General features: G+C 72.5%; 21 protein-coding genes. 2 read left to right on the top strand and 19 right to left on the bottom strand.

Annotated features, from left to right (window positions below; all coding sequences use genetic code 11):
- Positions 1–6: 6 nt before the first annotated feature.
- The 18 genes from HDA43_RS08655 to thrC all read right to left on the bottom strand — a co-directional run bounded on the left by HDA43_RS08655 (position 7) and on the right by thrC (position 18,990).
- The gene (locus HDA43_RS08655) at positions 7–816 is read right to left on the bottom strand and encodes a F0F1 ATP synthase subunit delta (RefSeq protein WP_179819219.1); all 810 of its coding nucleotides are present in this window, start codon (positions 814–816) and stop codon (positions 7–9) included.
- Positions 816–1,352, bottom strand: coding sequence for a F0F1 ATP synthase subunit B (locus HDA43_RS08660; RefSeq protein ID WP_179819220.1), 537 nt, complete (start codon positions 1,350–1,352; stop codon positions 816–818). Before HDA43_RS08660 ends, HDA43_RS08655 begins: the two co-directional genes overlap by 1 nt.
- A 32-nt stretch (positions 1,353–1,384) precedes the next feature.
- On the bottom strand, positions 1,385–1,621 hold the full coding sequence (gene atpE, locus HDA43_RS08665) for an ATP synthase F0 subunit C (RefSeq protein WP_179819221.1): 237 nt from the start codon (positions 1,619–1,621) through the stop codon (positions 1,385–1,387).
- Positions 1,622–1,693: 72 nt separating this feature from the next.
- Positions 1,694–2,485, bottom strand: a complete 792-nt coding sequence (gene atpB / locus HDA43_RS08670) for a F0F1 ATP synthase subunit A (protein WP_179819222.1) — start codon at positions 2,483–2,485, stop codon at positions 1,694–1,696.
- Between the two features lie 292 nt (positions 2,486–2,777).
- Positions 2,778–3,209: a Cg1360 family ATP-synthase-associated protein gene (locus HDA43_RS08675; RefSeq protein ID WP_179819223.1), complete on the bottom strand. Its 432-nt coding sequence runs from the start codon at positions 3,207–3,209 to the stop codon at positions 2,778–2,780.
- Positions 3,210–3,362: 153 nt separating this feature from the next.
- Complete coding sequence (locus HDA43_RS08680) at positions 3,363–4,694, bottom strand: glycosyltransferase family 4 protein (protein WP_179819224.1); 1,332 nt, start codon at positions 4,692–4,694, stop codon at positions 3,363–3,365.
- A 57-nt stretch (positions 4,695–4,751) separates the two neighbouring features.
- Positions 4,752–6,020 carry a serine hydroxymethyltransferase gene (gene glyA, locus HDA43_RS08685; RefSeq protein ID WP_179819225.1) on the bottom strand — a complete coding sequence of 423 codons (1,269 nt, stop codon included), beginning with the start codon at positions 6,018–6,020 and terminating at the stop codon, positions 4,752–4,754.
- Between the two features lie 139 nt (positions 6,021–6,159).
- On the bottom strand, positions 6,160–6,540 hold the full coding sequence (locus tag HDA43_RS08690) for a hypothetical protein (RefSeq protein WP_179819226.1): 381 nt from the start codon (positions 6,538–6,540) through the stop codon (positions 6,160–6,162).
- Between the two features lie 17 nt (positions 6,541–6,557).
- Complete coding sequence (locus tag HDA43_RS08695) at positions 6,558–8,717, bottom strand: hypothetical protein (protein WP_179819227.1); 2,160 nt, start codon at positions 8,715–8,717, stop codon at positions 6,558–6,560.
- 111 nt (positions 8,718–8,828) lie between these two features.
- Positions 8,829–9,494 (bottom strand): L-threonylcarbamoyladenylate synthase, encoded by a 666-nt coding sequence (locus tag HDA43_RS08700; protein WP_179819228.1) that lies wholly within the window; start codon positions 9,492–9,494, stop codon positions 8,829–8,831.
- A gap of 45 nt (positions 9,495–9,539) precedes the next feature.
- Complete coding sequence (prmC, locus tag HDA43_RS08705; RefSeq protein ID WP_179819229.1) at positions 9,540–10,394, bottom strand: peptide chain release factor N(5)-glutamine methyltransferase; 855 nt, start codon at positions 10,392–10,394, stop codon at positions 9,540–9,542.
- A gap of 8 nt (positions 10,395–10,402) precedes the next feature.
- Entirely contained in the window at positions 10,403–11,455 is a 1,053-nt protein-coding gene (gene prfA / locus HDA43_RS08710; RefSeq protein WP_179819230.1) for a peptide chain release factor 1, read from the bottom strand.
- Positions 11,456–11,568: 113 nt separating this feature from the next.
- The gene (gene rpmE / locus HDA43_RS08715; protein WP_179819231.1) at positions 11,569–11,787 is read right to left on the bottom strand and encodes a 50S ribosomal protein L31; all 219 of its coding nucleotides are present in this window, start codon (positions 11,785–11,787) and stop codon (positions 11,569–11,571) included.
- Between the two features lie 269 nt (positions 11,788–12,056).
- Positions 12,057–12,719, bottom strand: a complete 663-nt coding sequence (locus HDA43_RS08720; RefSeq protein ID WP_179822976.1) for a response regulator transcription factor — start codon at positions 12,717–12,719, stop codon at positions 12,057–12,059.
- Complete coding sequence (locus HDA43_RS35840; protein ID WP_179819232.1) at positions 12,713–14,029, bottom strand: sensor histidine kinase; 1,317 nt, start codon at positions 14,027–14,029, stop codon at positions 12,713–12,715. Before HDA43_RS35840 ends, HDA43_RS08720 begins: the two co-directional genes overlap by 7 nt.
- Positions 14,030–14,436: 407 nt before the next feature.
- A complete protein-coding gene (gene rho / locus HDA43_RS08730) occupies positions 14,437–16,461 on the bottom strand; it encodes a transcription termination factor Rho (protein ID WP_179819233.1) in 2,025 nt (674 codons plus the stop codon).
- Positions 16,462–16,927: 466 nt separating this feature from the next.
- Complete coding sequence (gene thrB, locus HDA43_RS08735; RefSeq protein WP_179819234.1) at positions 16,928–17,872, bottom strand: homoserine kinase; 945 nt, start codon at positions 17,870–17,872, stop codon at positions 16,928–16,930.
- A gap of 59 nt (positions 17,873–17,931) precedes the next feature.
- The gene (gene thrC, locus HDA43_RS08740) at positions 17,932–18,990 is read right to left on the bottom strand and encodes a threonine synthase (RefSeq protein ID WP_179819235.1); all 1,059 of its coding nucleotides are present in this window, start codon (positions 18,988–18,990) and stop codon (positions 17,932–17,934) included.
- Between the two features lie 211 nt (positions 18,991–19,201).
- Here thrC and HDA43_RS08745 point away from each other — a divergent pair, with 211 nt between their 5' ends.
- Entirely contained in the window at positions 19,202–20,983 is a 1,782-nt protein-coding gene (locus HDA43_RS08745) for a glycosyltransferase family 2 protein (RefSeq protein WP_179819236.1), read from the top strand.
- A gap of 99 nt (positions 20,984–21,082) precedes the next feature.
- Here the strand turns inward: HDA43_RS08745 and HDA43_RS08750 are convergent, their stop codons facing one another.
- On the bottom strand, positions 21,083–22,411 hold the full coding sequence (locus tag HDA43_RS08750) for an MFS transporter (RefSeq protein ID WP_179819237.1): 1,329 nt from the start codon (positions 22,409–22,411) through the stop codon (positions 21,083–21,085).
- A 93-nt stretch (positions 22,412–22,504) separates the two neighbouring features.
- Between HDA43_RS08750 and HDA43_RS08755 the strand changes: the two genes are divergently transcribed.
- Positions 22,505–23,302, top strand: a complete 798-nt coding sequence (locus HDA43_RS08755) for an SAM-dependent methyltransferase (RefSeq protein WP_179819238.1) — start codon at positions 22,505–22,507, stop codon at positions 23,300–23,302.
- Positions 23,303–23,312 lie beyond the last annotated feature (10 nt).

Here is a 23,312-nt window from a genome sequence, read left to right on the forward strand (position 1 = left end):
ATTCGCCTAGCCGGCCAACCGGCGGCGGACTTCTTCGATTCGTCCCGCGACGGTGGTGTCGATGAGGTCGTCCCCGATGCGGATCGAGAACCCTCCGAGCACCCGCGGATCCACCTCGACGTTCAGCTGAACGTCGTGACCGTATGTAGTGCGCAGCCACCTGGCGAGACGCTGCTTCTGCTCCTCGGAGAGGTCGACGGCGCTGCGCACCACCGCGACGAGGCGCTGCCTCTGGGCGGCGACCAGGCTGCCGAACTCCTCCAGCCCTCCGTCCAGGCTACGTCCTCGGGGGTGTGCGACGACCTGCCCGATCAGACGGAGCGTGCTGGGTACGACCTTGCTCCCGACCAGCGTCTCGAGCAGCTCCCGCTTGCCCCCCTCGGGGACGTTCGGGTTGGACAGCGCCTGGTGCAGGTCGCGGTTGGAGGCGACGACGCGGCCGAACCGGAACAGCTCGTCCTCGACGTCGTCGAGCCTGCCCTGCGCCTCGGCCTCGGCGGCCGCCGAGACGACGCCGAGCCGCTCCAGCGCGTCGGCCAGGTCGCCGGGCCGCGTCCACCTCGCGGACGCGGCCGCCACGACGGTCTCCAGCGCCGCGGCGCTCACCTTGCCCTGCAGCAGGACCCGTACGGCCTGCTCCTTCTGGGCCGCGGCGCGGGAGGGGTCGGACAGGTAGCGGCGGAGCCCGTGCTCACGGTCGAGCAGGTCGGCGACCGCGAAGAGCTCGTCGGCCAGCGAGCCGAGGTCGGCGCTTCCCGCCACTGCGTTGAAGCGCTCTTCGACCTCGGCCAGCGAGGCCCTGCTCAGACCCCTCATCAGCGGACCGCCGCGTTGCTGGACTCCAGCTCCTCAAGGAACCGGTCGACGGTGCGGCGACGACGCGCCTCGTCCTCGAGGGACTCACCGACGATGCGGGTGGCGAGGTCGACCGACAGGCGGCCGATCTCGTTGCGGAGCTGCGCGAACGCCTGCTGGCGGTCGGCCTCGATCTGGGCGTGCGCGGCCTCGACGAGGCGCCGGGCCTCGGCCTGGGCCTCCTCGCGGAGCTCGGCCTTGATCTGCGCACCCTGCTCGCGAGCCTCCTCACGCAGGCGGGAAGCCTCGTGACGAGCCTCGGCGAGCTGGTCCTTGTACTGCTGGAGAGCCCGCTGCGCCTCTTCCTGCGCGTCCGAGGCCCGCTTCAGGCCGCCCTCGATCGCGTCGACGCGATCGGCGAGGGTCTTCTGGATACGGGGGACCAGGAGACGCCCGACGAAGAAGAGGACGACCAGGAACGCGAATCCCCCGACGACCATCTCGGCCACGTTGGGGATGAGCGGGTTCGTCGCTTCCTCTGCAGCTAGCAGATTCATGACTGCTGCCTTCCTTCAGGGCTGGTCGTTTGTCAGGCCTTGAAGGCGAACGCGAGAGCGATACCGATCAGCGCGAGCGCCTCGGCGAACACGAAGCCCAGGATCATGTTCTGCCGGATGAGGCCGTAGGCCTCGGGCTGGCGGGCGATGGCCTGGACACCCTGACCGAAGATGATGCCGATGCCGACGCCGGGGCCGATGGCGGCGAGGCCGTAACCGATCGAACCGAGGTTGCCGGTCACCTCAGCGAGCAGCTGGACGTTGGACATTCTTGGGTTTCCTTTTCTATCGACCAGTGGAAGGTGTCCACCGGGGCTCTCTGGCGGTGGGAGCGGAAGGTCTTAGTGCGCCGGGTGCAGCGCGTCGTTGATGAACATCGCGGTCAGCAGGGCGAAGACGTACGCCTGCAGGGCCTGGATGAACAGCTCGAAGGCGGTGAGCAGGATCGTCATGATGACGCCGAGCACGCCGAGCGGCGCGCCGAGCGGCGTGAGCTGGACGAACAGGAAGTGCCAGCCGACCTCGGAGAACAGCGCGATGATCAGGTGGCCGGCCATCATGGTGGCGAAGAGCCGGACCGCGTGGGTGATGTGGCGCAGGAAGAAGGTCGAGATGAGCTCGATCGGCGCGACGAGGACGTAGATCCACTTCGGCAGGCCGGGGGGGAACATCACGTTCGTGAAGAACTTGACCGGTCCCTGGTGCTTCATGCCGAGGTACATCACCAGCACCCAGACCCCGAGGGAGAGGATCGCCGGGTAGCCGATCCGCGACATCACGGGGAACTGGATGAAGATCACGGAACCGAACAGGTTCATGATCCACACAAAGAAGAACATGGTGAACAGCAGCGGCATCCACCGGTCGCTGTCCTTGCCCAGGTTCGGCCGGGCGACCTGCTCGCGGACGAACTCGTAGGCCATCTCGCCGAGGTTCTGCATGCCCCTCGGCACCAGCTTCGGACGGGAGAAGGAGGCGTAGACGAGCACGATGACCAGCAGCGAGCCGATCAGCGCGAGCAGGGCCGGCTTGTTGAACCAGGCCTGACCCTGGACGAGCGGCGGCCAGTCGAATATGCCGAGCCCCGGAGCCTGGAACTCCTCGGAGGCGAGAGGCGTCAGCGCGGCGCTCACTCGGCGTTCCCTTCGTCGTGGTGATTGGTCAAAAGGCCATCCAGCGGATCACGCCGAGAGCGGACCGGCCGGACGAGGAACGTGGAAAAGGGCGGAGAGGCCAGGGCTCTGTGGCTCCGGCGGTCATTCCCCTACCTTCGTTTATCGCGCACGCGACAATAGCAGGCGCGACTCTGACTAGTCATATCGAACCAACCTCCGGAGGCCCTCCCCCGCAGGCGTCCGACGGCGACCCGTTCCGTCCCGTCTGTCGCAGCGAGTCTAGGGGACCCGGGTAGCGAAAGGCGAAATATCACCTTTTGCCTCCCTGGTACTGGCCAGGAACCTTGGTGTCGGGGTCGACGTACAGCATGCGCAGCCGCAGGAACCCGCGCGCCTCGCCGATGGTCCAGCAGATCGTGCAGGCGATGACCGTCAGGGCGAACGCCCTCGGGTTCCACACGGTGGAGTCCGAGAAGACCTCCAGCAGCACCGCCAGGATGAGGATCTTGACGAAGTAGCTGCCCATCGCCGCGGCCATCATCATCGTGGGCGAGATCCGCGCCGCGTAGGCGACGGCGACCAGGCTGATCGTGAAGAACGCCGCCACCACCAGGACGCCGACGCCGGCCCCCAGCGCCCCCTGCCCTCCCGCGAGAAGCGCGGCGACGACGACGGCGACCAGACCGACCAGGGCCGTGGGAATCGCGGCGGCCCTGAGGATCCGGAGATCGTTGTCCTGCATCAGCGCTCCAGGTGGGTGGTTATCAAGCGAGCGATTGGTACCTTACAGGTCGCGTCCAATTCGGCGGCTGCTAGTGAAAGCTATCACAAGCTCATGGAAGAGCGCCTTTACCTGCCGTTTCAAGTAAACGATCAAGCAGTGGACGCGAGATGATCAGCGCCTCGTCTCAGGACCCGGGACGCCCGGCCCGGGAGCCGTGAGCGAGATGTCGGGCAGCACCGCCAGCGTGGCCGTGTCGTCCCCCGCGGCGGAGGACCGGGGGCCGGGCATCTCCGGCGGCAGCCCCGGCGCCTCCCCCGGGAGCGGGCGGGCCCGGCCGCCGTCCGGGCCGCCCGGCCCGGCGTCGGGCCGGTCGTGGTGCCCGGCGGCGGGCGCCGCCCCCCCGCCGCCCCGGCGCGCCCGCCAGCGCGGCAGTGCCATCATCACCAGTACGCCGATGGCCAGCAGCACCACCAGCGGGAACAGCAGGAGCGGCACACCCCACGCGGCCATGGCCACGACGGCGAAGGCGAACAGGAAGGTCCAGGCGTACATCAGCAGCACACTGCGCCGGTGGGAGTGGCCGATGTCCAGCAGCCGGTGGTGCAGGTGCCCCCGGTCGGGCGCGAACGGCGACAGCCCGTTGGACGTGCGCCGGATGACCGCCATGATCAGGTCGAGCAGCGGCAGCACCAGGATGGCGACCGGCACCACCAGCGGCAGGATCACCGGGAAGCTGTTGACCGCGAAGGTCTCGGAGTCGAGCGGGGTGATCGTGATCATCGTGGAGGCGAGGACCAGACCGATCAGCATCGCCCCGGTGTCGCCCATGAAGATCTTGGCCGGGTGGAAGTTGTGCGGCAGGAAGCCCAGGCACACCCCGATGAGCACCGCCGCGATCGCCGCCGTCACGTTGATGCTGGTGTTGCCGTAGTCCTTCGACAGCACGACCGAGTAACTCCACGTGGCCATCGCGGCGATGCCGACGATCCCGGCCGCCAGCCCGTCGAGGCCGTCGACGAAGTTCACCGCGTTGATCATGACCACCACGACCATGACGGTGATCAACGGACTCAGCGTGGAGTCGAGGATGACCTGACCGCCCAGCGAGTCGGGCAGCGGCAGCCACGGCAGGCTGACGTCGAACACCACCAGGACCCCGGCGGCGCCGATCTGCCCGGCCAGCTTGATGAGGGCGTCCATCCCCCACCAGTCGTCCAGGAAGCCGGTCAGGGTGATGAGACCGCCCGCCGCGATCAGCGCGATGACGGTCTTGCCCTCGGCCAGCTTGCCCCCGGCGTACGGGAGGTTGCTGGCGACCAGCAGACCGGCGACGAGCCCGCCGTACATCGCCAGACCGCCGAGCCGGGGCGTCGGGATGGTGTGCACGTCTCGGTCGCGGACCTCCGGCATCGCGCCGATGCGGATGGCGAACACGCGGACCAGGGGCACCAGCAGGTATGTCACCGCGGCCGCCACCAGCGCCATGAACAGATACTCGCGCACGGACCTAGTTTCGCGGATGCCACGACCGGCTGTGACCGGAAAAGGGTACAGAACCCCTCACAGTTCGCTGGGATATGCGGGGTACTCCCGCACGAGCTCCGTCACCCGCGCCCTGATCTCTCCCGCCGCGTCCGGGTTCCGGACGGCCTGCGCCACCATCGAGGCGACCTCCTTCATCGCCTCGGCGCCCATCCCCTGCGTCGTGACGCAGGGGGTGCCGACCCGGACGCCGGACGTCACCGTGGGCGGCTCGGGGTCGTAGGGGATCGCGTTGCGGTTCAGCGTGATGCCCGCCGCGGTGCACCGCGCCTCGGCCGCGGCGCCGGACATCCCGGTGCCGCGCAGATCGATCAGGGCCAGGTGGCTGTCGGTGCCCCCGGCGACCGGGCGCATGCCCTCCGCGGCCAGCCCGTCGGCCAGGGCCCTGGCGTTGGCCACCACCTGCCGGGCGTAGCCGGCGAACTCCGGCCGGAGCGCCTCCCCGAACGCCACCGCCTTCGCCGCCACCGCGTGCATGAGCGGGCCGCCCTGGACGAACGGGAAGACCGCCCGGTCGATCCTGGCCGCCAGCTCCTCCGTGCACATGATCCCGCCGCCCCGCGGCCCGCGCAGCGCCTTGTGCGTGGTGAAGGTGACCACGTCGGCGTACGGCACCGCCGACGGCAGGACGCCGCCGGCCATCAGCCCGATGGTGTGCGCGACATCGGCGAGCAGCCACGCGCCCACCTCGTCGGCTATCCCGCGGAAGGCGGCGAAGTCGATCGCGCGGGGGTAGGCCGTGGCCCCGCAGATGATCATCTTGGGCCGGTGCCGCAGCGCCAGCTCCCTGACCTCGTCGTAGTCGATCAGCTCGGTGTCCCGGCGCACGCCGTACGCGACGACGTCGAACCACCGGCCGGAGAAGTTGACCCTGGAGCCGTGGGTGAGATGGCCGCCGTGCGACAGCGCCATGGCCAGGACGGTGTCACCGGGCTGGAGCAGCGCGGCGTAGGCGGCGAGGTTGGCCGACGCCCCCGAGTGGGGCTGCACGTTGACGTGGTCGGCGCCGAAGAGCCGCCTGGCCCGGTCGATCGCGAGGCGCTCGGCCCGGTCGACGACCTCGCACCCGGCGTAGTAGCGCCTGCCGGGGTACCCCTCGGCGTACTTGTTGGTGAGCGTCGAGCCGAGGGCGGCGAGCACCGCGGGCGAGGTGAAGTTCTCGCTGGCGATGAGCTGGAGGCCCCCGCGAAGCCGGTCGAGCTCGTCCAGCAGGACGCTCGCGACCTCTGGGTCCTGCCTCCGCAGGAGGCCGAAGTCGGGGCCGTAGTACGGATCTGCGTCGTCCATGGCTCACATCCCCGGGACGGTGACTCAACCCACTCTAAGTCCAGCCACCTTCCCGTCCCAGGTCAGGCACGGGCCTTTCGCCGGATCGGGCGCGGCCCGCCGCCGGGCCGGGCGCCCGTCCCGACCGGGCCTCCGGCTGTCAGGAGAACGCGTGCGGCGCCCCGACGTCGGCGGGCACCCATCTCGGCGTGTCGGCCGCCTGGTCGCTGATCGAGGTGAGGATCGCCTGCCGGTAGAGGCCGAGGCGGTTGCGCCACTCGGTCATGTCCTGCACGTAGCGCTCGGCGACGGGCGCGTCCCAGACGTCCCCGCTCCTGGCCATCCGGTACGCCTTGTCCAGGCTGGTGGCCATCGTGTCGAGCAGGGGGAGCACCTCCCGCCACAGCGTGACCAGCTTCTGGTAGTCGGGGTTGAACTCCCAGGCGGTCGCCGTGCCCGGGGTCGGCAGGCCGGGGGTCGGGGAGACCGGAGGGGTCTCTCCCTGACGCATGGGCTGCGGCGCGGGCGGGTCCACGTACATCTACACGCTCCTCACGGTCACCGTCCGCCCTGCCGCTCGTCGCCGGGCGGCGGTATCGGCCGTAGCGGGTCTCCCGGGTCCAGGTCACCCGCCGGGCCGTCCGGCCCGACGTTCATGGGCCTCCACGCCCCCTCGCCCCACACCTCGCCGTCGGGGACCCGCACGCTCGGCATGTCCATCGGCTCGACGTCCCGCGCGTCGCCGACGAGCGCCGCCAGGACGTCCGGGTCCGGCGGGACCACCCGCACCGAGACCACGTCACCGCCGCCCGCCGCTCCTGCGACCGGCGGGGCCTGCCGTGGTACGGCGTCGCCGGCCGTACCGGCGCTCCGGGTGTCAGGGGTGTCAGGGGTGTCGGAGGGGTGCCGCACCACGTGGTTCGCGGCGGAGCCATCGGCGTCGGAGGGGTGCCGCGCCGCGTGATGCGCGGCGGAGCCGTCGGAGCGGAGGGCGCCGGACTGCCCGGAGGCCGGCTCCCCGCCCGTGCCCGGCGGCTGGATCTCCTGCTCGGGGACGGGCTCGACGGTGTCCGGGACGGGGAAGGCGGGCTTGACGTCCCGCACCGGCCCGTGCGGCTCGACCTGCCCCGGCCGGTCGAGCGGGACCTCCGCGGCCCCGGAGCCGCCGGACGCGGCCGGCGTCCCGGTGGCCGGGGCGTCCGCGGTTCCCTGCGCGACGGGGGCGTCCACGGCGCCCTGGACCGTGGGGACGCCCTGGGAGGCGGTGTGGGCGGCGTCCTGTGCCGTGGGAACGCTCTGGGAGGCGTCCTGAGCCGGAGGCGCCCCCGCGGGGTCGGGGGCGCCGTTCACGGTGGGCATGTCGGCCGGCGGGACGTCCCCCGCGTTGTTCAGCAGCTCGGTCACCTCGGCGGCGGTGGGCGGGTTGAGCGGGATCTGCAGCACCTTCACGCCGTCCACCGACACGACCTTCGGCCTCGGGTCGCTCTGGTCGATGTCGTCGGGGTGGTCCTTGCGCGGGGTGTCCAGGATGTCGGCACCGGACGTCCCCTGCCCGGTCCCGGTCCGGTCCGCCGTCTGCTGGCCTGTCCCGGTCTGGTCGGCCGTCTGCTGGCCCGTCCCGACCTGCTGGGTCCCGGTCTGGTCCGCTCTGGGTGAGCGCTCGTCGCCCTTGGAACCGGTGTCCTGCTTGGCCCCGGCGTCACCGCCGGGATCCTGCCCGGCGTCGCGGTCTCCGATGGAGACGATCTCGATCTTCCCGTCGGAGCGCCCGCCGGGCGACTCCGGGGTCGAGTCGTCACGAGGCGCGGAGGTGTCCGGGACGGAGCCGTCCCGGCGCGCGGAGGTGTCGGGGACGGAGTCGTCGCGGCGGGCCGAGGTGTCCGGAGCCGGGTCGTCCCGGCGCGCGGAGGTGTCGGGGGCGGGGGCGTCACGACGCGGGGAGGTCTCGTCCCCCTTGGAACCGGTCTCGGGCTTGTCCTCGACCTTGGCGTCCCGCCGGACCTCCTGCTTGGCGTCCGAGTCGGCGTCCTTCTTGTCCTCTGAGCCGTGCTTGCCGTCCGAGCCGGTGTCCTGTTTGTCGTCCGAGCCATGCTTGGCGTCCGAACCGGTGTCGTGCCGGGCGTCCGCCGGGCCGTCCCGGCGCGGGGCGGTCTCGTCCCCCTTGGAACCGGTCTCGGGCTTGTCCTCGACCTTGGCGTCCCGCCGGACCTCCTGCTTGTCCTCCGGACCGGCGTCCTTCTTGGCATCCGTGTCGTGCTTGGCGTCCGAGTCCTTCTTGGCGTCCGAGCCCGTGTCGTGCTTGGTGTCCGAGTCCTTCTTGGCGTCGGAGCCCGAGTCGTGCTTGGCGTCCGGGCCGCCGCCGTCCTTGGGAACGGCCGGTGTGAGGTCCTCGGCCTTCGGCCTCTCCGGGGCGCGGTCGTCGGCCTTCGACGGCTCGGTGTCCGGCTTGGGGGCCGCGGCCTTGGGGCCCACCTCGTGCCCGGTGCTCTGCTTGATCTTCTTCTCCAGCAGCGCCACGCGGGCGGAGACGTCACGGACCATCTTCTCGCCGGAGTCGGCCACCTGCGCCGGGCGGTGGGCGGACTGCGAGGACAGACCGGCCGCGCTCATCAGCCGGGTGACCCTGCCCTCGACGGCCCGCATCTGCTCGGCCGCCTGACGCACCTCGGACAGCAGATCGCGGACCAGCTCGGGGTCCATTCCGTCGAACTTGCCCATGGACGTCTCCCAGAAGTGTCGGCCCACTTCAAGGTACCGGGGAGATCGCCCGGCGTCACGGTGATAATCAGACGGCATGGCTCACGGCACGGACCGTGAGCATCCGGCGGATCAGCCCGCGGAGTCGGGCTCCGCGTCCGTCGCGACGTAGCCGATCACACCGCGGATCTTGCCCACCGGGAGGGCGCCCTGGCGCAGCAGCCGGGGAACGGCCGTGGTCAGGTCGAGGATGGTGGAGGGCACGTCGTCGGCGCACGGTCCGCCGTCGAGGTAGACCGCGACCGACTCGCCGAGCTGTCCCTCGGCGTCCGCGGCGGTGGTGGCGGGCGGGGCGCCGGAGCGGTTGGCGCTGGAGACGGCCATCGGGCCGGTCTCCTTGAGCAGGTCGAGGGCGATCGGGTGCAGCGGCATCCGCAGCGCCACGGTGCCCTTGGCGTCGCCCAGGTCCCACGACAGCGACCGGTTGGCCCGGCAGATCAGGGTCAGCGGGCCGGGCCAGAAGGAGTCGATGAGGTCCTGGCCGTAGGGGCCGAGATTCTCCACCAGGGCGGAGGCGGCGCGCACGGTGCCGACGAGGACGGGCACGGGCATGTCGCGGCCACGGCCCTTGGCCGAAAGAAGCGACGTGACGGCGGCCGGGGTGAAGGCGTCGGCCCCGATGCCGTAGACGGTGTCGGTGGGCAGCACCACGAGCTCGCCCCGCCGTACGGCTGACGCCGCGTCGGTCAGGCCCGCGGCCCGCTGCTCGGTGTCTGTGCAGTCATAACGGCGGCTCACGGCGACCCATCCTATTCCCGGCCGGATCCCGGCCGAATTCCCGGCCTACTCCTGGCCGAACCGAGCGGTGACGAAACGGTCCCTGCGGGTGAGGTCCTGGCGGCTGCGGACGTCGCGCCAGCCGTTGTCCTCCGAGAAGATCAGATAAACCGCGGTGCCCTGCTCGTCGGCGTGCTCCACCGCGACGAACCCGCCCGGCCGCAGCAGCCGCCTGGCGGTCCGCTCCACCGCCCTGACCTCGTCGAGGCCGTCGCCGCCCGAGCCGTACAGGGCCCGCCTGGGGTCGTAGTCGCGCACCTCGGGGTCGCGGGGGACGGCGCCCGGCGGGATGTAGGGCGGGTTGGAGATGACGAGGTCGACCCGGCCGTTCAACTCGGGCAGGGCGTCGGCCAGGTCCTCGGGGTGCAGGTGGACCCGCCCCTGGCCGTGCTCCAGGATGTTGCGCTTGGCCCAGTGGTAGGCGTGCGGGTCGACCTCGACCGCGTGCACCGTGGCCAGTGCGATCTCCTGGGCGATGGACAGCGCGATGGCGCCGGAGCCGGTGCCGAGGTCGACGACCACCGGTGAGGCGACGTCCATCTCCCGCAGCCGCTCGATCGCCCAGCCCGCCACGACCTCGGTCTCCGGGCGGGGGATGAAGACGCCCGGCCCGACCTCCAGGGACAGGTAGCGGAAGTAGGCCCGGCCGGTGATGTGCTGGAGCGGTTCGCGGGCCTCACGGCGGGCGATGCCCTCCCAGAAGAGTGCGTCGAACTCCGCGTCGGAGACGGTGTGCAGCTCGCTGCGCCGTACACCGTGGACGAAAGCGGCGATCTCCTCGGCGTCGGTGCGCGGCGACGGCACACCTGCCTCGGCGAGCCGGGCGGTGGCGAGGGCGATCTCGTCCAGCAGAAAGGTCATCGGGCGCTCTATGAGTGGGCGGCGAGCTTCTCCGCCATCTCAGCGTCGAGCAGGGCCTGGAGGACGGCCGTGAGATCACCGTCCAGCACCTGGTCGAGGTTGTAGGCCTTGAAGCCGACGCGGTGGTCGGAGATTCGGTTCTCGGGATAGTTGTAGGTGCGGATGCGCTCGGAGCGGTCGACCGTGCGGACCTGGGACTTGCGCTCGGCCATCGCGGCGGCGTTGGCCTCCTCCTCGGCGATGGCCTGCAGGCGCGCCCGCAGGATGCGCATGGCCGACTCCTTGTTCTGGAGCTGGCTCTTCTCGTTCTGGCAGGAGGCGACCACGCCGGTCGGGATGTGCGTGATCCGGACGGCGGAGTCGGTGGTGTTCACGCTCTGCCCGCCGGGGCCGCTGGAGCGGTAGACGTCGATGCGCAGGTCGTTGGGGTCGATCTGGATGTCGACCTCCTCGGCCTCGGGGTAGACGAGCACGCCGACCGCGCTGGTGTGGATGCGGCCCTGGGACTCGGTGACCGGCACCCGCTGGACGCGGTGGACGCCGCCCTCGAACTTCAGCCTGGACCAGACGCCCTCGTCGCCCCTGGCCTTGAGGCCGACCGTGACGTCCTTGTAACCGCCGAGGTCGGAGTGGGTGGCGTCGATGATCTCGGTCTTCCAGCCGGCGCGCTCGGCGTAGCGGAGGTACATGCGCAGCAGGTCGCCGGCGAACAGGGCCGACTCCTCGCCGCCCTCGCCCGCCTTGATCTCCATGATGATGTCCTTGTCATCATTGGGATCGCGCGGGACGAGCAGGTGCCTGAGGCGGTCCTCCAGCTCCGGGACGCGGGCCTCCAGCTCCTTGGCCTCCTCGGCGAACGCCTGGTCCTCGGTGGCCAGCTCCCGGGCCGTGGCGAGGTCCTCCTGGAGACTCTCCAGCTCCCGGCTGACGGCGATGATCGGGGTCAGCTCGGCGTAGCGCCGGCTGAGCGTGCGCGCCTGGGTGGGGTTGGCGTGCACGGCGGGGTCGGCGAGCTTGAGTTCCAGCTCGGCGTACTCACTGAGCAGCTCGTCGATGTTCACCGTGCGTCCTTCCTGCGGGGCCTTTCGTGACGTGCCTCATCACCACGAACGCCGACCCGGGCGCGCCCGCCCTCGGTGGAGGCGGGCGGTTCCGGGCCGGCGTCGGGGGTGGGCTACTGGCCCGTGGTCTTCTTGCCGAAGCGCTTCTCGAAGCGCGCCACCCGGCCACCGGTGTCCAGGATCTTCTGCTTGCCCGTGTAGAACGGGTGGCAGGCGGAGCACACGTCGGCGTGGATCACGCCGTTCTTGGCGGTGCTGCGGGTGGTGAAGGTGTTACCGCAGGTGCAGGTGACCTCGGTGACGTTGTAGTCCGGGTGGATGTCGGGCTTCATCGCTTACTTTCCTCTCCAGAGCGCGGTCGCCGGGTCGCCACTGTCCTTCGCCTGATGGGCTTCGCGCGCGGTGAGCACACTGGACGCGCGCAGGCGGGAACCGGAACCGCTTCGGTTCGGCTACCAGTGTGCCAGATGCTCCAACCATCCCAGGCCACAAGACATTCCCCGGCGGCCCCCCGGCCCCCGCGCACCGGCCCTCCGGCCCCTGCCCGACGGCCTTCCGGCCCTCGTCCACCGGTTCTCCGGCCCCTGTCCGCCGGCTCCGCTCACCGGCCCAGGTAGGCCAGGACCGCGAGGACCCTGCGGTGGTCGTCCGGTGCCGGGTCCAGGCCCAGTTTGCAGAAGATGCCGGAGATGTGCTTCTCCACCGCCCCCTCGGTGACGGCCAGGCGCACGGCGATCGCCGCGTTGGAGCGGCCCTCGGCCATCAGGGCCAGGACCTCCCGTTCCCTGGCGGTCAGCGCCGCCAGGGGGTCGCCGGGGCGGTGCCGGCCCAGGAGCTGGGCGACGACCTCGGCGTCGACGACCGTGCCGCCCGACGCCACCCGGCGGACCGCGTCGAGGAACTCCGCCACGTCGGCGACCCGCTCCTTGAGGAGGTAGCCGACCGCCGAGGCGCCGCCGCCGAGCAGTTCGGCGGCGTACCGCTCCTCGACGTACTGCGACAGCACCAGGATCGGCAGGCCGGGCCGCCGCGCCCGGACCTCCAGGGCCGCGCGCAGCCCCTCGTCGGTGTGGGTCGGCGGCATCCGCACGTCCACGATGGCCATGTCGGGGTCGTACTCGGCCACCGCCGCCACCAGGCCGGGACCGTCCCCCGCCGTCCCGGCGGTCTCGATCCCGCCGTCGGCCAGCAGCCGGGCGAGCCCCTCGCGCAGCAGCACCGAGTCCTCGGCGATCACCACTCGCGTGGCCCGGAGGGTCACCATCGGCACGGCAGCTCCGCGCGGACCGTCGTGGGGCCTCCCGGCGGGCTGTCCACGGTCAGGACGCCGTCGATGGTCGCCGCCCGGTCGGCCAGGCCGGCGAGCCCGCCCCCGGGACGGGGCGCCGCGCCGCCGGCGCCGTCGTCGCGCACCTCGACGACCACCCTCTCGCCGAGGCGGCCGATCCGGACGGACGCCTCGGTGGCCGACGCGTGCCTGGCGACGTTGGCCAGGCACTCCGACACCACGAAGTAGGCGATGCTCTCCACCGCGGCGGGCGGGCGCCCGTCGAGCTCCACCGACAGGCGCACCGGCACCGGCGCCCGCGCCGTCAGGGACGACAGCGCCGCCTCCAGTCCCCGGTCGGTGAGGATCGCCGGGTGGATGCCCCGGGCGAGGTCCCGCAGCTCCGCGAGGGCGGTCTTGGCGCCCTCGTGGGCCCGCGCCAGGAGCTCCTCCGCCTCCCGGGGGTCGCGGTCCAGTCTCTCCCGGGCCCGGCCCAGGTCGATGGCGACCGTCAGCAGCCGCTGCTGGGCGCCGTCGTGCAGGTCGCGCTCGATCCTGCGCCGCTCCGCCTCGGCGGCGTCGACCCCGCGGGCCCGGCTCGTCCGCAGCTGGGCCGCCCGCGCGGCCAGCAGTTCCTTCTCGCCCGCGCCGAGCAGCGCGACGCCGAGCAGCGCGTGCAGCCAGGCCAGCCCGCGGGTCGCGTAGAGCGCCGCGACGAGGACCGCCAGCCCGGCGGGCGGGCACGCCAGCGCCTTGGCCCAGTCGTCCACCAGCAGCCCGTCGGTGACCTTCAGCGGCGCGCCGCCGAACAGCGGCGGCAGCGGCGCGACGAGCAGGACCGCCCCGAGCGTCCACAGCACCACCGAGACGACGAGCTCCACGAACCCGATCGGCGGCAGCAGCAGCAGGTACAGCAGGTCCTTCCAGGTCGCCGGGTCGACGACCATCTCCCGCCAGCGCCGCAGCGGGCCGCCCCCGGCGGACGGCCGGTAGGGGTCGGCGATCACGACCCCGAACGCCAGCCGGAGCAGGCGGCGCTCGGCCATCGCCACGGCCCGCCACACGACCATGAGGAGCACTAGCAGCGGCACCCCCACTCCGACGACCGTCAGGGCGAACGCGGCCGGGACGGCGAACGACAGGAGGCCGAAGAAGGCCAGGCCGTAGAACATGTTCACCAGCAGGTACGGCACGGCCCGCCAGGTCATCGGGTCGGTGAGCAGTGCCAGCGGCCCGTACGGCCCCAGGGGCGTCCGCCCGCGCGGCGGCGCGGGCGCGGTCCGCCCGGTCGTGGTCTCGACGGTCATGCGCCCCCTCCGGCTCGGTGCGCCGGACCGCCGGTCGCGGTCCACGCCCGGACCCCGCCCTCCGGAGCGGATTCGGCGGCGCCGCGCGGACGCGGCGGGACGGAGCGTACAGGCGTCATCACGCCATGGATACACGCCGGGTCCCGGACGCACAAGGGGCGGAACCGCCACGTCCCCGGCCCCGGGCGACCGGTGCCCGGCTGCGCCCGGACGCGTCGGGCCGGACCGCGTGCCCGGGTGCGCGCGCGGGGGCGCGGGGGCGCGGGCGCGGGGGCGCGGGGGCGCGGGGGTGCGCGGACGCGGGCGCGGGGGCGGACGGCCGACGCCCGCGGGAGGGTGGCCGGAAACGGCGAACGCCCCGGCCACGGGGGCCGGGGCGTTCGCCGTACGACGGGTGAGGCCGGTGATCAGTCGCGGTCGGAGTTGACCGTCGTCTTCTGCACCTGGAGGAGGAACTCCGCGTTGGACTTCGTCTCCTTCATCTTCTCCAGGAGCAGCTCCAGGGCCTGCTGCATGTCCAGGGCGTGCAGCACGCGCCGCAGCTTCCAGACGATCTGCAGCTCGTCCCGCGACATGAGGATCTCCTCCTTGCGGGTGCCGGACGCGTCGACGTCCACCGCGGGGAAGATCCGCTTGTCGGCCAGGGAGCGGTTGAGCTTGAGCTCCATGTTGCCGGTGCCCTTGAACTCCTCGAAGATGACCTCGTCCATCTTGGATCCGGTCTCGACGAGGGCCGTGGCGAGGATCGTCAGCGAGCCGCCGTTCTCGATGTTGCGGGCGGCGCCGAAGAACCGCTTCGGCGGGTAGAGCGCGGTCGAGTCGACACCGCCGGACAGGATGCGACCGCTGGCGGGCGCCGCGAGGTTGTACGCGCGGCCCAGGCGGGTGATCGAGTCGAGCAGGACGACCACGTCGTGGCCCAGCTCCACCAGGCGCTTGGCCCGCTCGATGGCGAGCTCGGCGACGGTGGTGTGGTCCTCGGCCGGACGGTCGAAGGTCGAGTGGATGACCTCGCCCTTCACCGACCGCTGCATGTCGGTGACCTCTTCCGGACGCTCGTCGACGAGGACGACCATCAGGTGGCACTCGGGGTTGTTCCGGGTGATCGCGTTGGCGATCGCCTGGAGCACCATCGTCTTGCCGGCCTTCGGCGGCGAGACGATGAGGCCGCGCTGGCCCTTGCCGATCGGCGACACCAGGTCGATGATCCTGGTGGTCATGACGTTCGGCTCGGTCTCCAGCCGCAGGCGCTCCTGCGGGTAGAGCGGCGTCAGCTTGTTGAAGTCGGGGCGCTGGCGCGCCTGCTCCGGGTCCATGCCGTTGACGGTGTCGAGGCGGACCAGGGCGTTGAACTTCTCGCGGCGCTCGCCGTCGCGCGGCTGCCGGACGGCGCCGGTGATGACGTCGCCCTTGCGCAGGCCGTTGCGGCGGATCTGGGCCAGGGAGACGTAGACGTCGTTGGCGCCGGGGAGGTAGCCGCTGGTGCGCACGAACGCGTAGTTGTCGAGGATGTCGAGGATGCCGGCGATCGGGATGAGGACGTCGTCCTCGCTCACGACCGGCTCGTTGCCGTCGAAGCGGTCGCGGCCGCGGCGGTTGCGCTCGCGGAACCGGCCGCGGCGCCCGCGGCGGTCGTCGTCGTCGCCGCCGTGCTGGTCACCGCGGTCCTGACGGTCCTGACGGTCCTGACGGTCCTGCGCGCCGCGGTTCTGGGCGCCCCTGTCGCCGCGGTCACCGCGGTCACCGCGGTCGCCCCGGCTGTCGCGGTCGCCCCGGCCGTCACGGCTGTCGCGGTCGCCCCGGCCGTCACGGTCGCGGCCCTGGCCGCCGTCGGCGGTCCGCTGGTCGCCGCGCTCACCGCGTTCGCCACGCTCGCCGCGCTCACGGCGGCTCTCGCCACGCTCGCCGCGGCTGCGGCGCTCACGGCGGCTCTCCCCGCGCTCGGCGCGGCCCTCGGCGGCCTGGCCTTCGTTCGCCTGCTGCTCCACGACGGGAGCGGCCGCGGCCACGGGCTCGGGAGCCGTCTGCTCGGCGACCGGAGCCGCCGGAGCCGCGGTGGGCGCGGGGGCCGCGGGCGCGGTCTCGGCCGCGGCGGCACGGGAACGTTCCCGGCGGCTGCGGGCGGGGCGCTCGGCGGCCGGCTCGGCCGTGACGACCGGAGCCGCGGGGGCCTCGGCGGCGCTGGTGGAGGCGGGGGCGCTCTCGGCGGAGACGCCCTGCTTCTCCTGGATGGCGGCGATGAGCTGGCTCTTGCGCATCCGCCCGGTCCCGCTGATGCCGAGACCGGACGCCATGGCCTGCAGCTCGGGCAGCACCATGGCGGACAGGCCGGTGCCGGAGCGACGGCGCGGCTTGGCCGCGGGGCGGGTGGGGGTGTCACCGGCCACCGGGGTGCCGGGGGCGTCGGAGAGGAGTTCGGTGGTGTCGCTCACTAAATGGGTCCTTCCCAGGGGTCGGGCGTGGCCATGATCAGCCAATCGTCCCGGTGGTGCGATCGACCCGGAGGGACAGACCGGGTCGGGTTGCACGTCGCGATCCTCGACGGCCCGTGGAGGCCGCCGCCACTGTCGGAGAAGGGCACATCCTTGCCGTCACCATCGAGATTCGCCGACGGTGGGGCTTGGAGGACACCCCCCGGATTGCTACCGGCAACCAGATGTCGAGGTAATTCGAACGAGCATGTCTCCTCAAACGCCGCCTCGCGTTGCCCCATCCGAATATGGAGCATTCGGCGGCGACGGATTCGGGGAGGCCACTGCGGCGCTCACGCCTCACGAGGTGAGTCGTGGTGCAGCGATGTGTGACTGACAAGCACGCATCCAACAAGGGGACACCTGGTGCGGCTACCAGCCTAACATCACCAGCGCACACAGCTATTCCCTGAAGGTCGAAGAGGCATCAGCGTGTCTCGGCAGAGACGACGCCGGCACCGTGGGTTTCGACATCCAGTGGCTGGATGTGCCAATCATTACCCACTTCCGGTGCGATCAAATCCTGCGTATCCCCTGTGGAAAACGCAAGGATCGTGGGACCGGCCCCCGAGACGACCGCGGGGACGCCGATCCCGCGCAGACGTTGTACCAGATCCGCGGTCCGGGGCATCGCAGGCGCGCGGTAACCCTGGTGCAGGCGGTCCTCGGTGGCGGCCATCAGAAGCTCCCGCTCCGGCCTGGTGGTCAGGGCCGCCACCAGCAGGGCGGTCCGGGCGGCGTTCGCGGCGGCGTCGGCGTGCGGCACCTGCGCGGGAAGCAGACCTCGGGCGACCTCGGTGGACAGCCGGTGCCCCGGAACGAGGGCCACGGGCCGGACATCGGGGTGGGGGGCCAGTTTCACCATACGCGGAACTCCGGACTGCTCCGTCCACGCGATGGTCAGCCCCCCGGCCAGGCAGGGCGCCACGTTGTCGGGGTGCCCCTCGATCTCGGTGGCCAGGATCAGCAGGGCGTCCTCCGACGGCGCGTCCCCGCCGCCGCCCGGGAAGTCCGGGAAGGCCAGGGCGCGCGCCGCCACGATGCCGGCGCAGATCGCCGCCGAGGAGGAGCCGAGGCCGCGCCCGTGCGGGATCCGGTTGCGGCAGACCATCCGGACCGCGTCCGGCTGCTTGACCCCGAAGAGGTCGAAGGCCGCGCGCATCGACCTGACGACCAGGTGGTCCTCACCGGCGCCGACCTGCCCGGCGCCCTCGCCTTCGACGTCGACGCTCAGCCCGCCCGTCGTGCCGATCTCGATCTCGACCTCGTCGTGCAGGGTGAGCGCCAGCCCGAGCGAGTCGAATCCGGGGCCCAGGTTGGCACTCGTCGCGGGGACCCTGACGACGGCCTTCCCGCGGGGAACATTGATCATTGGTCTCCTTGTGTGGCGGCCCGGACCCGCTCAAGGACGACCCACGCCGGCGTCACGTGTCAGGCGAGTTCCAGGGCTGTTGCGGCGGCGTGGGCGTCGATCGGGATCGTGACGGGGGCGGGCGCGCCGGAGATGGCCCAGTCGGGGTCCTTCAGGCCGTTGCCGGTCACCGTGCAGACGACGCGCTGCCCCGGGGCGACGAGTCCCCGCTCGTGGGCCTGGAGGAGGCCCGCCACGCTGGCGGCAGAGGCCAGCTCGACGAACACGCCCTCCTCCTGGGCCAGGAGCTTGTAGGCGGCGGCGATTCGCCGGTCGGTGACGGCGTCGATGAGGCCGCCGGACTCGTCGCGGGCCGCCTCGGCGAGGTGCCAGGAGGCGGGATTGCCGATGCGGATCGCGGTGGCGATGGTGTGCGGGTGGGAGACCGGCGCGCCGTTGACGATCGGCGCGGCCCCGCTGGCCTGGAAGCCGAACATGCGCGGCGTACGGGTCGCGACGCCGTCGGCGGCGTACTCGGTGTAGCCCATCCAGTAGGCGGAGATGTTGCCGGCGTTGCCGACGGGGATGCAGTGGATGTCGGGCGCGTCGCCCAGGGCGTCCACGATCTCGAAGGCGGCGGTCTTCTGCCCCTGGAGCCGGAACGGGTTCACCGAGTTGACCAGCGCGATCGGGTAGCTCTCCGAGAGCTTCCTGGTCATCTCCAGGCAGTCGTCGAAGGAGCCCTCGACCTGGAGCAGCCGGGCCCCGTGGACCAGCGCCTGGGCCAGCTTGCCCATCGCGATCTTCCCGCGCGGCACCAGCACGGCACAGGTCAGGCCCGCGCGTACGGCGTAGGCGGCGGCGGAGGCGCTGGTGTTGCCGGTGGAGGCGCAGATGACGGCCTTGGCGCCGGCCTCGACGGCCTTGCTGATGGCCATGGTCATGCCGCGGTCCTTGAAACTGCCGGTCGGGTTCGCGCCCTCGACCTTCAGGTGGACGTCACAGCCGGTCAGCGCCGACAGCCGGGGAGCCGGGACGAGCGGCGTGCCGCCCTCCAGGAGCGTGACGACGGGCGTCGCGGTGGTCACCGGAAGCCGGTCACGGTACTCCTCGATCAGGCCACGCCACGCCCTGGTCATGATTGCTCCTCTCGCGCGTGGTGACACCACGCGCGCTACCTGCGGTGTTGGCACGATTCTACGGGCAACCGCCCGCGCGACGGGATTCGCCGTCCACCAGATGGGACGCATCCGCCCAGCCTCGGCGGCACCGTACAGGAAACCCTCAGGCTGCCCGGGTATGGTCGGCGGGAACTTGACAAGCGGCGACGCAGACAAGGGGCATTCTCGGATGACGGATGGAGCAGCGGCCGGGCCGCCACCGATCCGGCACAACGACCACTCCCCCCTGACCCCGCCCGCGCTCGGCGCGTGGGAGCCGTCCCTGCCGGTCAGCGTGGTCATCCCGGCGCGCGGCGGCCAGCACCGGCTGGATCTCGCCCTGGCCGCCCTGGCCGCGCAGAGCTACCCCGCCCACCTCATGGAGGTGATCGTGGTGGACGACGGCAGCGACCCCCCGCTGAGGCTGCCGGAGATCGCGCCACCGGGCGCCAGGATCGAGCCGGCCGCCCCGGGCGGCTGGGGCATCGCGCACGCGGTCAACACCGGGGCCGCCCGCGCCGGGGGCGAGATCGTCCAGCGGCTCGACTCCGACATGGTCGTCTGCCGCGAGCACATCGAGGCGCTGGCGCGCTGGCACCACCTGGCCGGGTACGTCGTCGCCATCGGCGCGAAACGGTTCGTGGAGGAGCCCGTCCTGTCCCCCGGCGAGGTGCACGACGCGGTGCGCGCCGGCTCGCTCGGGGAGGTCTTCGACCTGTCGGCGGCGCAGGCCAGTTCCACCGAGCAGACGATCGCCCGCACGAACGGCCTGCGGACCAGCCGCAACCCCTACCACGTGTGCACCGGCCCCACGGTTTCGCTGCGGCGGGAGGTCTTCCACGCCGTCGGCGGGTTCGACCCGGCCGTCCTGCGCGGCGAGGACACCGAGTTCGCCTACCGGCTCGCCGCGCACGGCGTGGTGTTCGTGCCCGACATGGAGGCCCAGGCGGTGCACCTGGGCATCCCCGCGCAGCGCCTCGACCGCGAGCGCGCGGTCCGCACGGTCGCGCCCTACCTCGCCCAGCGCGTGCCGCTCCGCCGCGACCTGCGCAAGGACCCGGGCCGCCAGTGGCTCGTGCCGTACGTGGAGATCGTGTTCCGTCTCGGGGAGGACCCGGACCCCGGGCGGGTGCGCGCGGCGGTGGGCGCGGCCCTGTCCGGGTCGCTGCCCGACGTGGTGGTCACCCTCGTCGCCCCCTGGTCGAAGCTGTCGGAGAACCGTCCCGGGCCGGACGACCCCCTCTTCGAGCTGCGGCTGCTGCGTGAGCACTTCGCCCACGACCGCCGGGTACGGCTGACCGACGAGGGCGACGGGATCACCGCGACCGGCGGGACCAGCGCGGCCGGCGGGGTCGGCGGGATCACGGTCACGCCCGCGCCGATCCCGTTCCGCTACACGGGCCCGGTCTCGGTGCCGCTGGGCCGCGACTCGCTGGAGCGGATGATCGCCGCGATGCAGGACGACCGGTCCGGCATGCTCGTGGTGGACCTCGGCGAGGACGGCCCGGCGACGCTGGTGCGGACCGAGGCGCTGGGCCGGGCGCTGCTGCTGGGCGCCGCCGACGTCACCGCCTCGATCGAGGCGACCCACGGCGTACGGCACGGCGCACGGGCGGACTTCTGGCCTGCGAAGGACCGGAAGGACCAGAAGGCGCGGAAGACGGAGAGCACGGGGAAGCCGGGGAAGGGGCCGCAGGGGGCGCGGGCCGCCCAGGCGGCACGGGCGGAGAAGGCGGTCCAGCCGGAAGCAGCGGCTCAGCCCGGGAGAGCGGCCCGGCCGGAGAAGGCCGCGAAGACGGCTGAGACCGCCCAGGCGGACAAGGCGGCGGAGGCGGGCAAGGCGGCGAAGACGGGGCAGGCGGCTTCCGGCGGCGCCCGGCCGTCCGCGCGCGTCCCCGGGCGGGCGGCGTCCGCGGCGGCCCGGCGGCGGAACTGGCGTTCCCTGCTGCGCTCGACCCTGCGCTCCGACTGACCCACCCGTACGGCCCGTACGGCGCGCCCGCCCGGCGGCCGGACGGGCGCATGGCGGGACGGGCGGCGGGCGGGCCGGGGCGGCGGGCGACGGGCCGGGTCAGTGGGCGGTGGCGGGTTCGTCCTCGCGCTCGGCGGCCGGGGGCGCGATGCGCCGCCGTACGGCCAGGCCGAAGGCGACGACGAGCAGGCCGCACACTCCCGAGATCACGAACGGCGCGGCGGGCCGCCAGGAGTCGTACAGCGCGCCGCCGAGCGAGGAGACCACCAGGATGCCCACGGCCCCGCAGAGCGTCTGCACGCCGTAGGCCGACCCGCGTACGGCGGCCGGGACCCGTTCGGCCAGGAGCGGGCCCGCGGTGGTGATGGCGGCGATCTCCCCCAGGCCGACGAGCACCGCCACCGGCATCATCCCGGCCCCGAGCGGGTCGTCGACCAGCAGCGTGGACAGGTAGGAGACGGCCGCGACCACCTGGGCGAGGATGAGCACGTCCTGGCGGCGCATCCGGTCGCCCAGCCAGCCGAACAGCGGCGCCCCGAGCATGGCGACGGTCTGCGCGACGCCGACCACGGCCCCGGCGCGGGCCAGCGCCTCGGCGGCCGACATGCCGTGCTCCCTCGTGGCGTAGTCGGTGATCCACAGCGACAGGAAGCCGGCGACCACCGCGAGGTCGGCGCGGGCGACGAACGCCGCGGCGTAGGACAGCGCCACCCCGGGATCGCGGGCCAGCGTCACGCCCTCGCGGACCAGGCGGGTGAGCGGGACGCGCGCGGCGCTCTCGCTGACCCGCGCGGCGGACAGGGTGAACCGCATCAGCACGGCGACGCCGAGGACGGTGGCGGCGACGAGCAGGAACGACAGGCGGGCCGCGGTGACCGGCTCCGCTCCGCCCTCCTCCAGGGCCTGGGGCAGGCGGACCAGCGCGAGCACCGCGACCATCGCGCCGAGCCCGCTGAACAGGCCGACCAGGCCGTAGGACTTCCCCCGGGAGCGGTCGCGGACGTAGTCGATGGCCAGCGTGGAGAGCATGCCGTTCAGCGCGGCCACGCCCAGGGCGAAGACCACCCGCAGCGCCACCAGCACGCCGGTGTTCCCGGCGAACGGGAACAGCCCCGCGCCCAGCGCGCACAGCGTGAACCCGATGACCACGATCGGCCGGCGGCCGAACCGGTCGGCCAGCGCCCCGTACCAGGCCAGGCTGGCGATCATCGCGATCTCGGCGGCGGAGCCGAGCAACCCGACGATCTTCCCCGTGTCGTCCTCGGCGACGCCGAGGACGCCCTTCAGCACGTACGGCTGCGCCGCGGGAAGGAAGGAGATGACCATGGTCGAGGTGAACGCCAGGGACAGGAAGGCCCACATGTTGCCGCGGCCGATGCCGTCGGCGAGCTGGAGGCCAAGGACCCGGCGCGGGGAGGAGGCGGCCATGCGGCGATCTTGTCAGCTCCGGGGGCGCTTCTCCAAGGCCCTCCTACCGATATGATCACCGCATTTCGGAAAAACCACCCGGGGGAGCGGCTCGTGACCGACCAGATACCCAAGGGCATTCGTGCGGACGTTCCCAACGTCGCCCGCATGTACGACTACTACCTGGGCGGCAAGGACAACTTCCCCGCCGACCGGGAGGCCGCGGAACGGGCCCTGGCCGCGGTCCCGGAGATCCGGCACAGCACCCGGTTCAACCGCGCGTTCCTGGGCCGCACCGTCGCCTTCTCCGCCGCCTCCGGCATCGACCAGTTCCTCGACCTCGGGGCCGGCCTGCCGACCCAGAACAACGTGCACCAGGTCGCCCGGAGCGCCCGGGTCGTCTACGTGGACAACGACCCGACCGTCCTGGTCCACGGCAGGGCGATCCTCGGCAAGGACGACCGGGTGACGATCGTCGAGGGCGACCTGCGCCGCCCCCGCGAGATCCTCTCCGACCCGGACGTGCGGGCGGCGATCGACTTCGACCGACCGGTGGCGGTCCTGCTGCTGTCGGTCATGCACTTCGTCCCGGACGAGGAGGACCCGCTGGGCGTCATCGCCACGCTGCGCGACGCCATGGCGCCCGGAAGCCACCTGATCATGTCGCACGTGGCGATCGACGCCCGGCCCCAGGCCGCCGGCGCCGTCACCCAGGCATACGACCGGGCGTCCGCGCCCTTCGTCGCCCGGACCGGCGAGGAGATCGTCCGCATGTTCGAGGGCTTCGACGTGGTGGAGCCGGGCATCGTCAACCTTCCCGAGTGGCGTCCCGAACCGGGCACCGAGGTGCCCTACCGGGGCATCGGGAACTACTTCCTGGGCGGGGTCGGGGTCGTCACCGGCGGCGCGTGATCGCCCGCCC

The sequence above is a fragment of the Streptosporangium sandarakinum genome (genome assembly GCF_013409935.1).
GTDB lineage: Bacteria > Actinomycetota > Actinomycetes > Streptosporangiales > Streptosporangiaceae > Streptosporangium > Streptosporangium nondiastaticum.

Coding starts and splice junctions, on each gene's coding strand:
- HDA43_RS08695 (WP_179819227.1), bottom strand. CDS start 8,717: ATGGGCAAGTTCGACGGAATGGACCCCGAGCTGGTCCGCGATCTGCTG.
- atpE (WP_179819221.1), bottom strand. CDS start 1,621: ATGTCCAACGTCCAGCTGCTCGCTGAGGTGACCGGCAACCTCGGTTCG.
- HDA43_RS08720 (WP_179822976.1), bottom strand. CDS start 12,719: ATGGTGACCCTCCGGGCCACGCGAGTGGTGATCGCCGAGGACTCGGTG.
- HDA43_RS08690 (WP_179819226.1), bottom strand. CDS start 6,540: ATGTACGTGGACCCGCCCGCGCCGCAGCCCATGCGTCAGGGAGAGACC.
- rpmE (WP_179819231.1), bottom strand. CDS start 11,787: ATGAAGCCCGACATCCACCCGGACTACAACGTCACCGAGGTCACCTGC.
- HDA43_RS08660 (WP_179819220.1), bottom strand. CDS start 1,352: ATGAATCTGCTAGCTGCAGAGGAAGCGACGAACCCGCTCATCCCCAAC.
- thrB (WP_179819234.1), bottom strand. CDS start 17,872: ATGATCAATGTTCCCCGCGGGAAGGCCGTCGTCAGGGTCCCCGCGACG.
- HDA43_RS08750 (WP_179819237.1), bottom strand. CDS start 22,411: ATGGCCGCCTCCTCCCCGCGCCGGGTCCTTGGCCTCCAGCTCGCCGAC.
- HDA43_RS08675 (WP_179819223.1), bottom strand. CDS start 3,209: ATGCAGGACAACGATCTCCGGATCCTCAGGGCCGCCGCGATTCCCACG.
- glyA (WP_179819225.1), bottom strand. CDS start 6,020: ATGGACGACGCAGATCCGTACTACGGCCCCGACTTCGGCCTCCTGCGG.
- thrC (WP_179819235.1), bottom strand. CDS start 18,990: ATGACCAGGGCGTGGCGTGGCCTGATCGAGGAGTACCGTGACCGGCTT.
- HDA43_RS08745 (WP_179819236.1), top strand. CDS start 19,202: ATGACGGATGGAGCAGCGGCCGGGCCGCCACCGATCCGGCACAACGAC.
- HDA43_RS35840 (WP_179819232.1), bottom strand. CDS start 14,029: ATGACCGTCGAGACCACGACCGGGCGGACCGCGCCCGCGCCGCCGCGC.
- HDA43_RS08655 (WP_179819219.1), bottom strand. CDS start 816: ATGAGGGGTCTGAGCAGGGCCTCGCTGGCCGAGGTCGAAGAGCGCTTC.
- prmC (WP_179819229.1), bottom strand. CDS start 10,394: ATGACCTTTCTGCTGGACGAGATCGCCCTCGCCACCGCCCGGCTCGCC.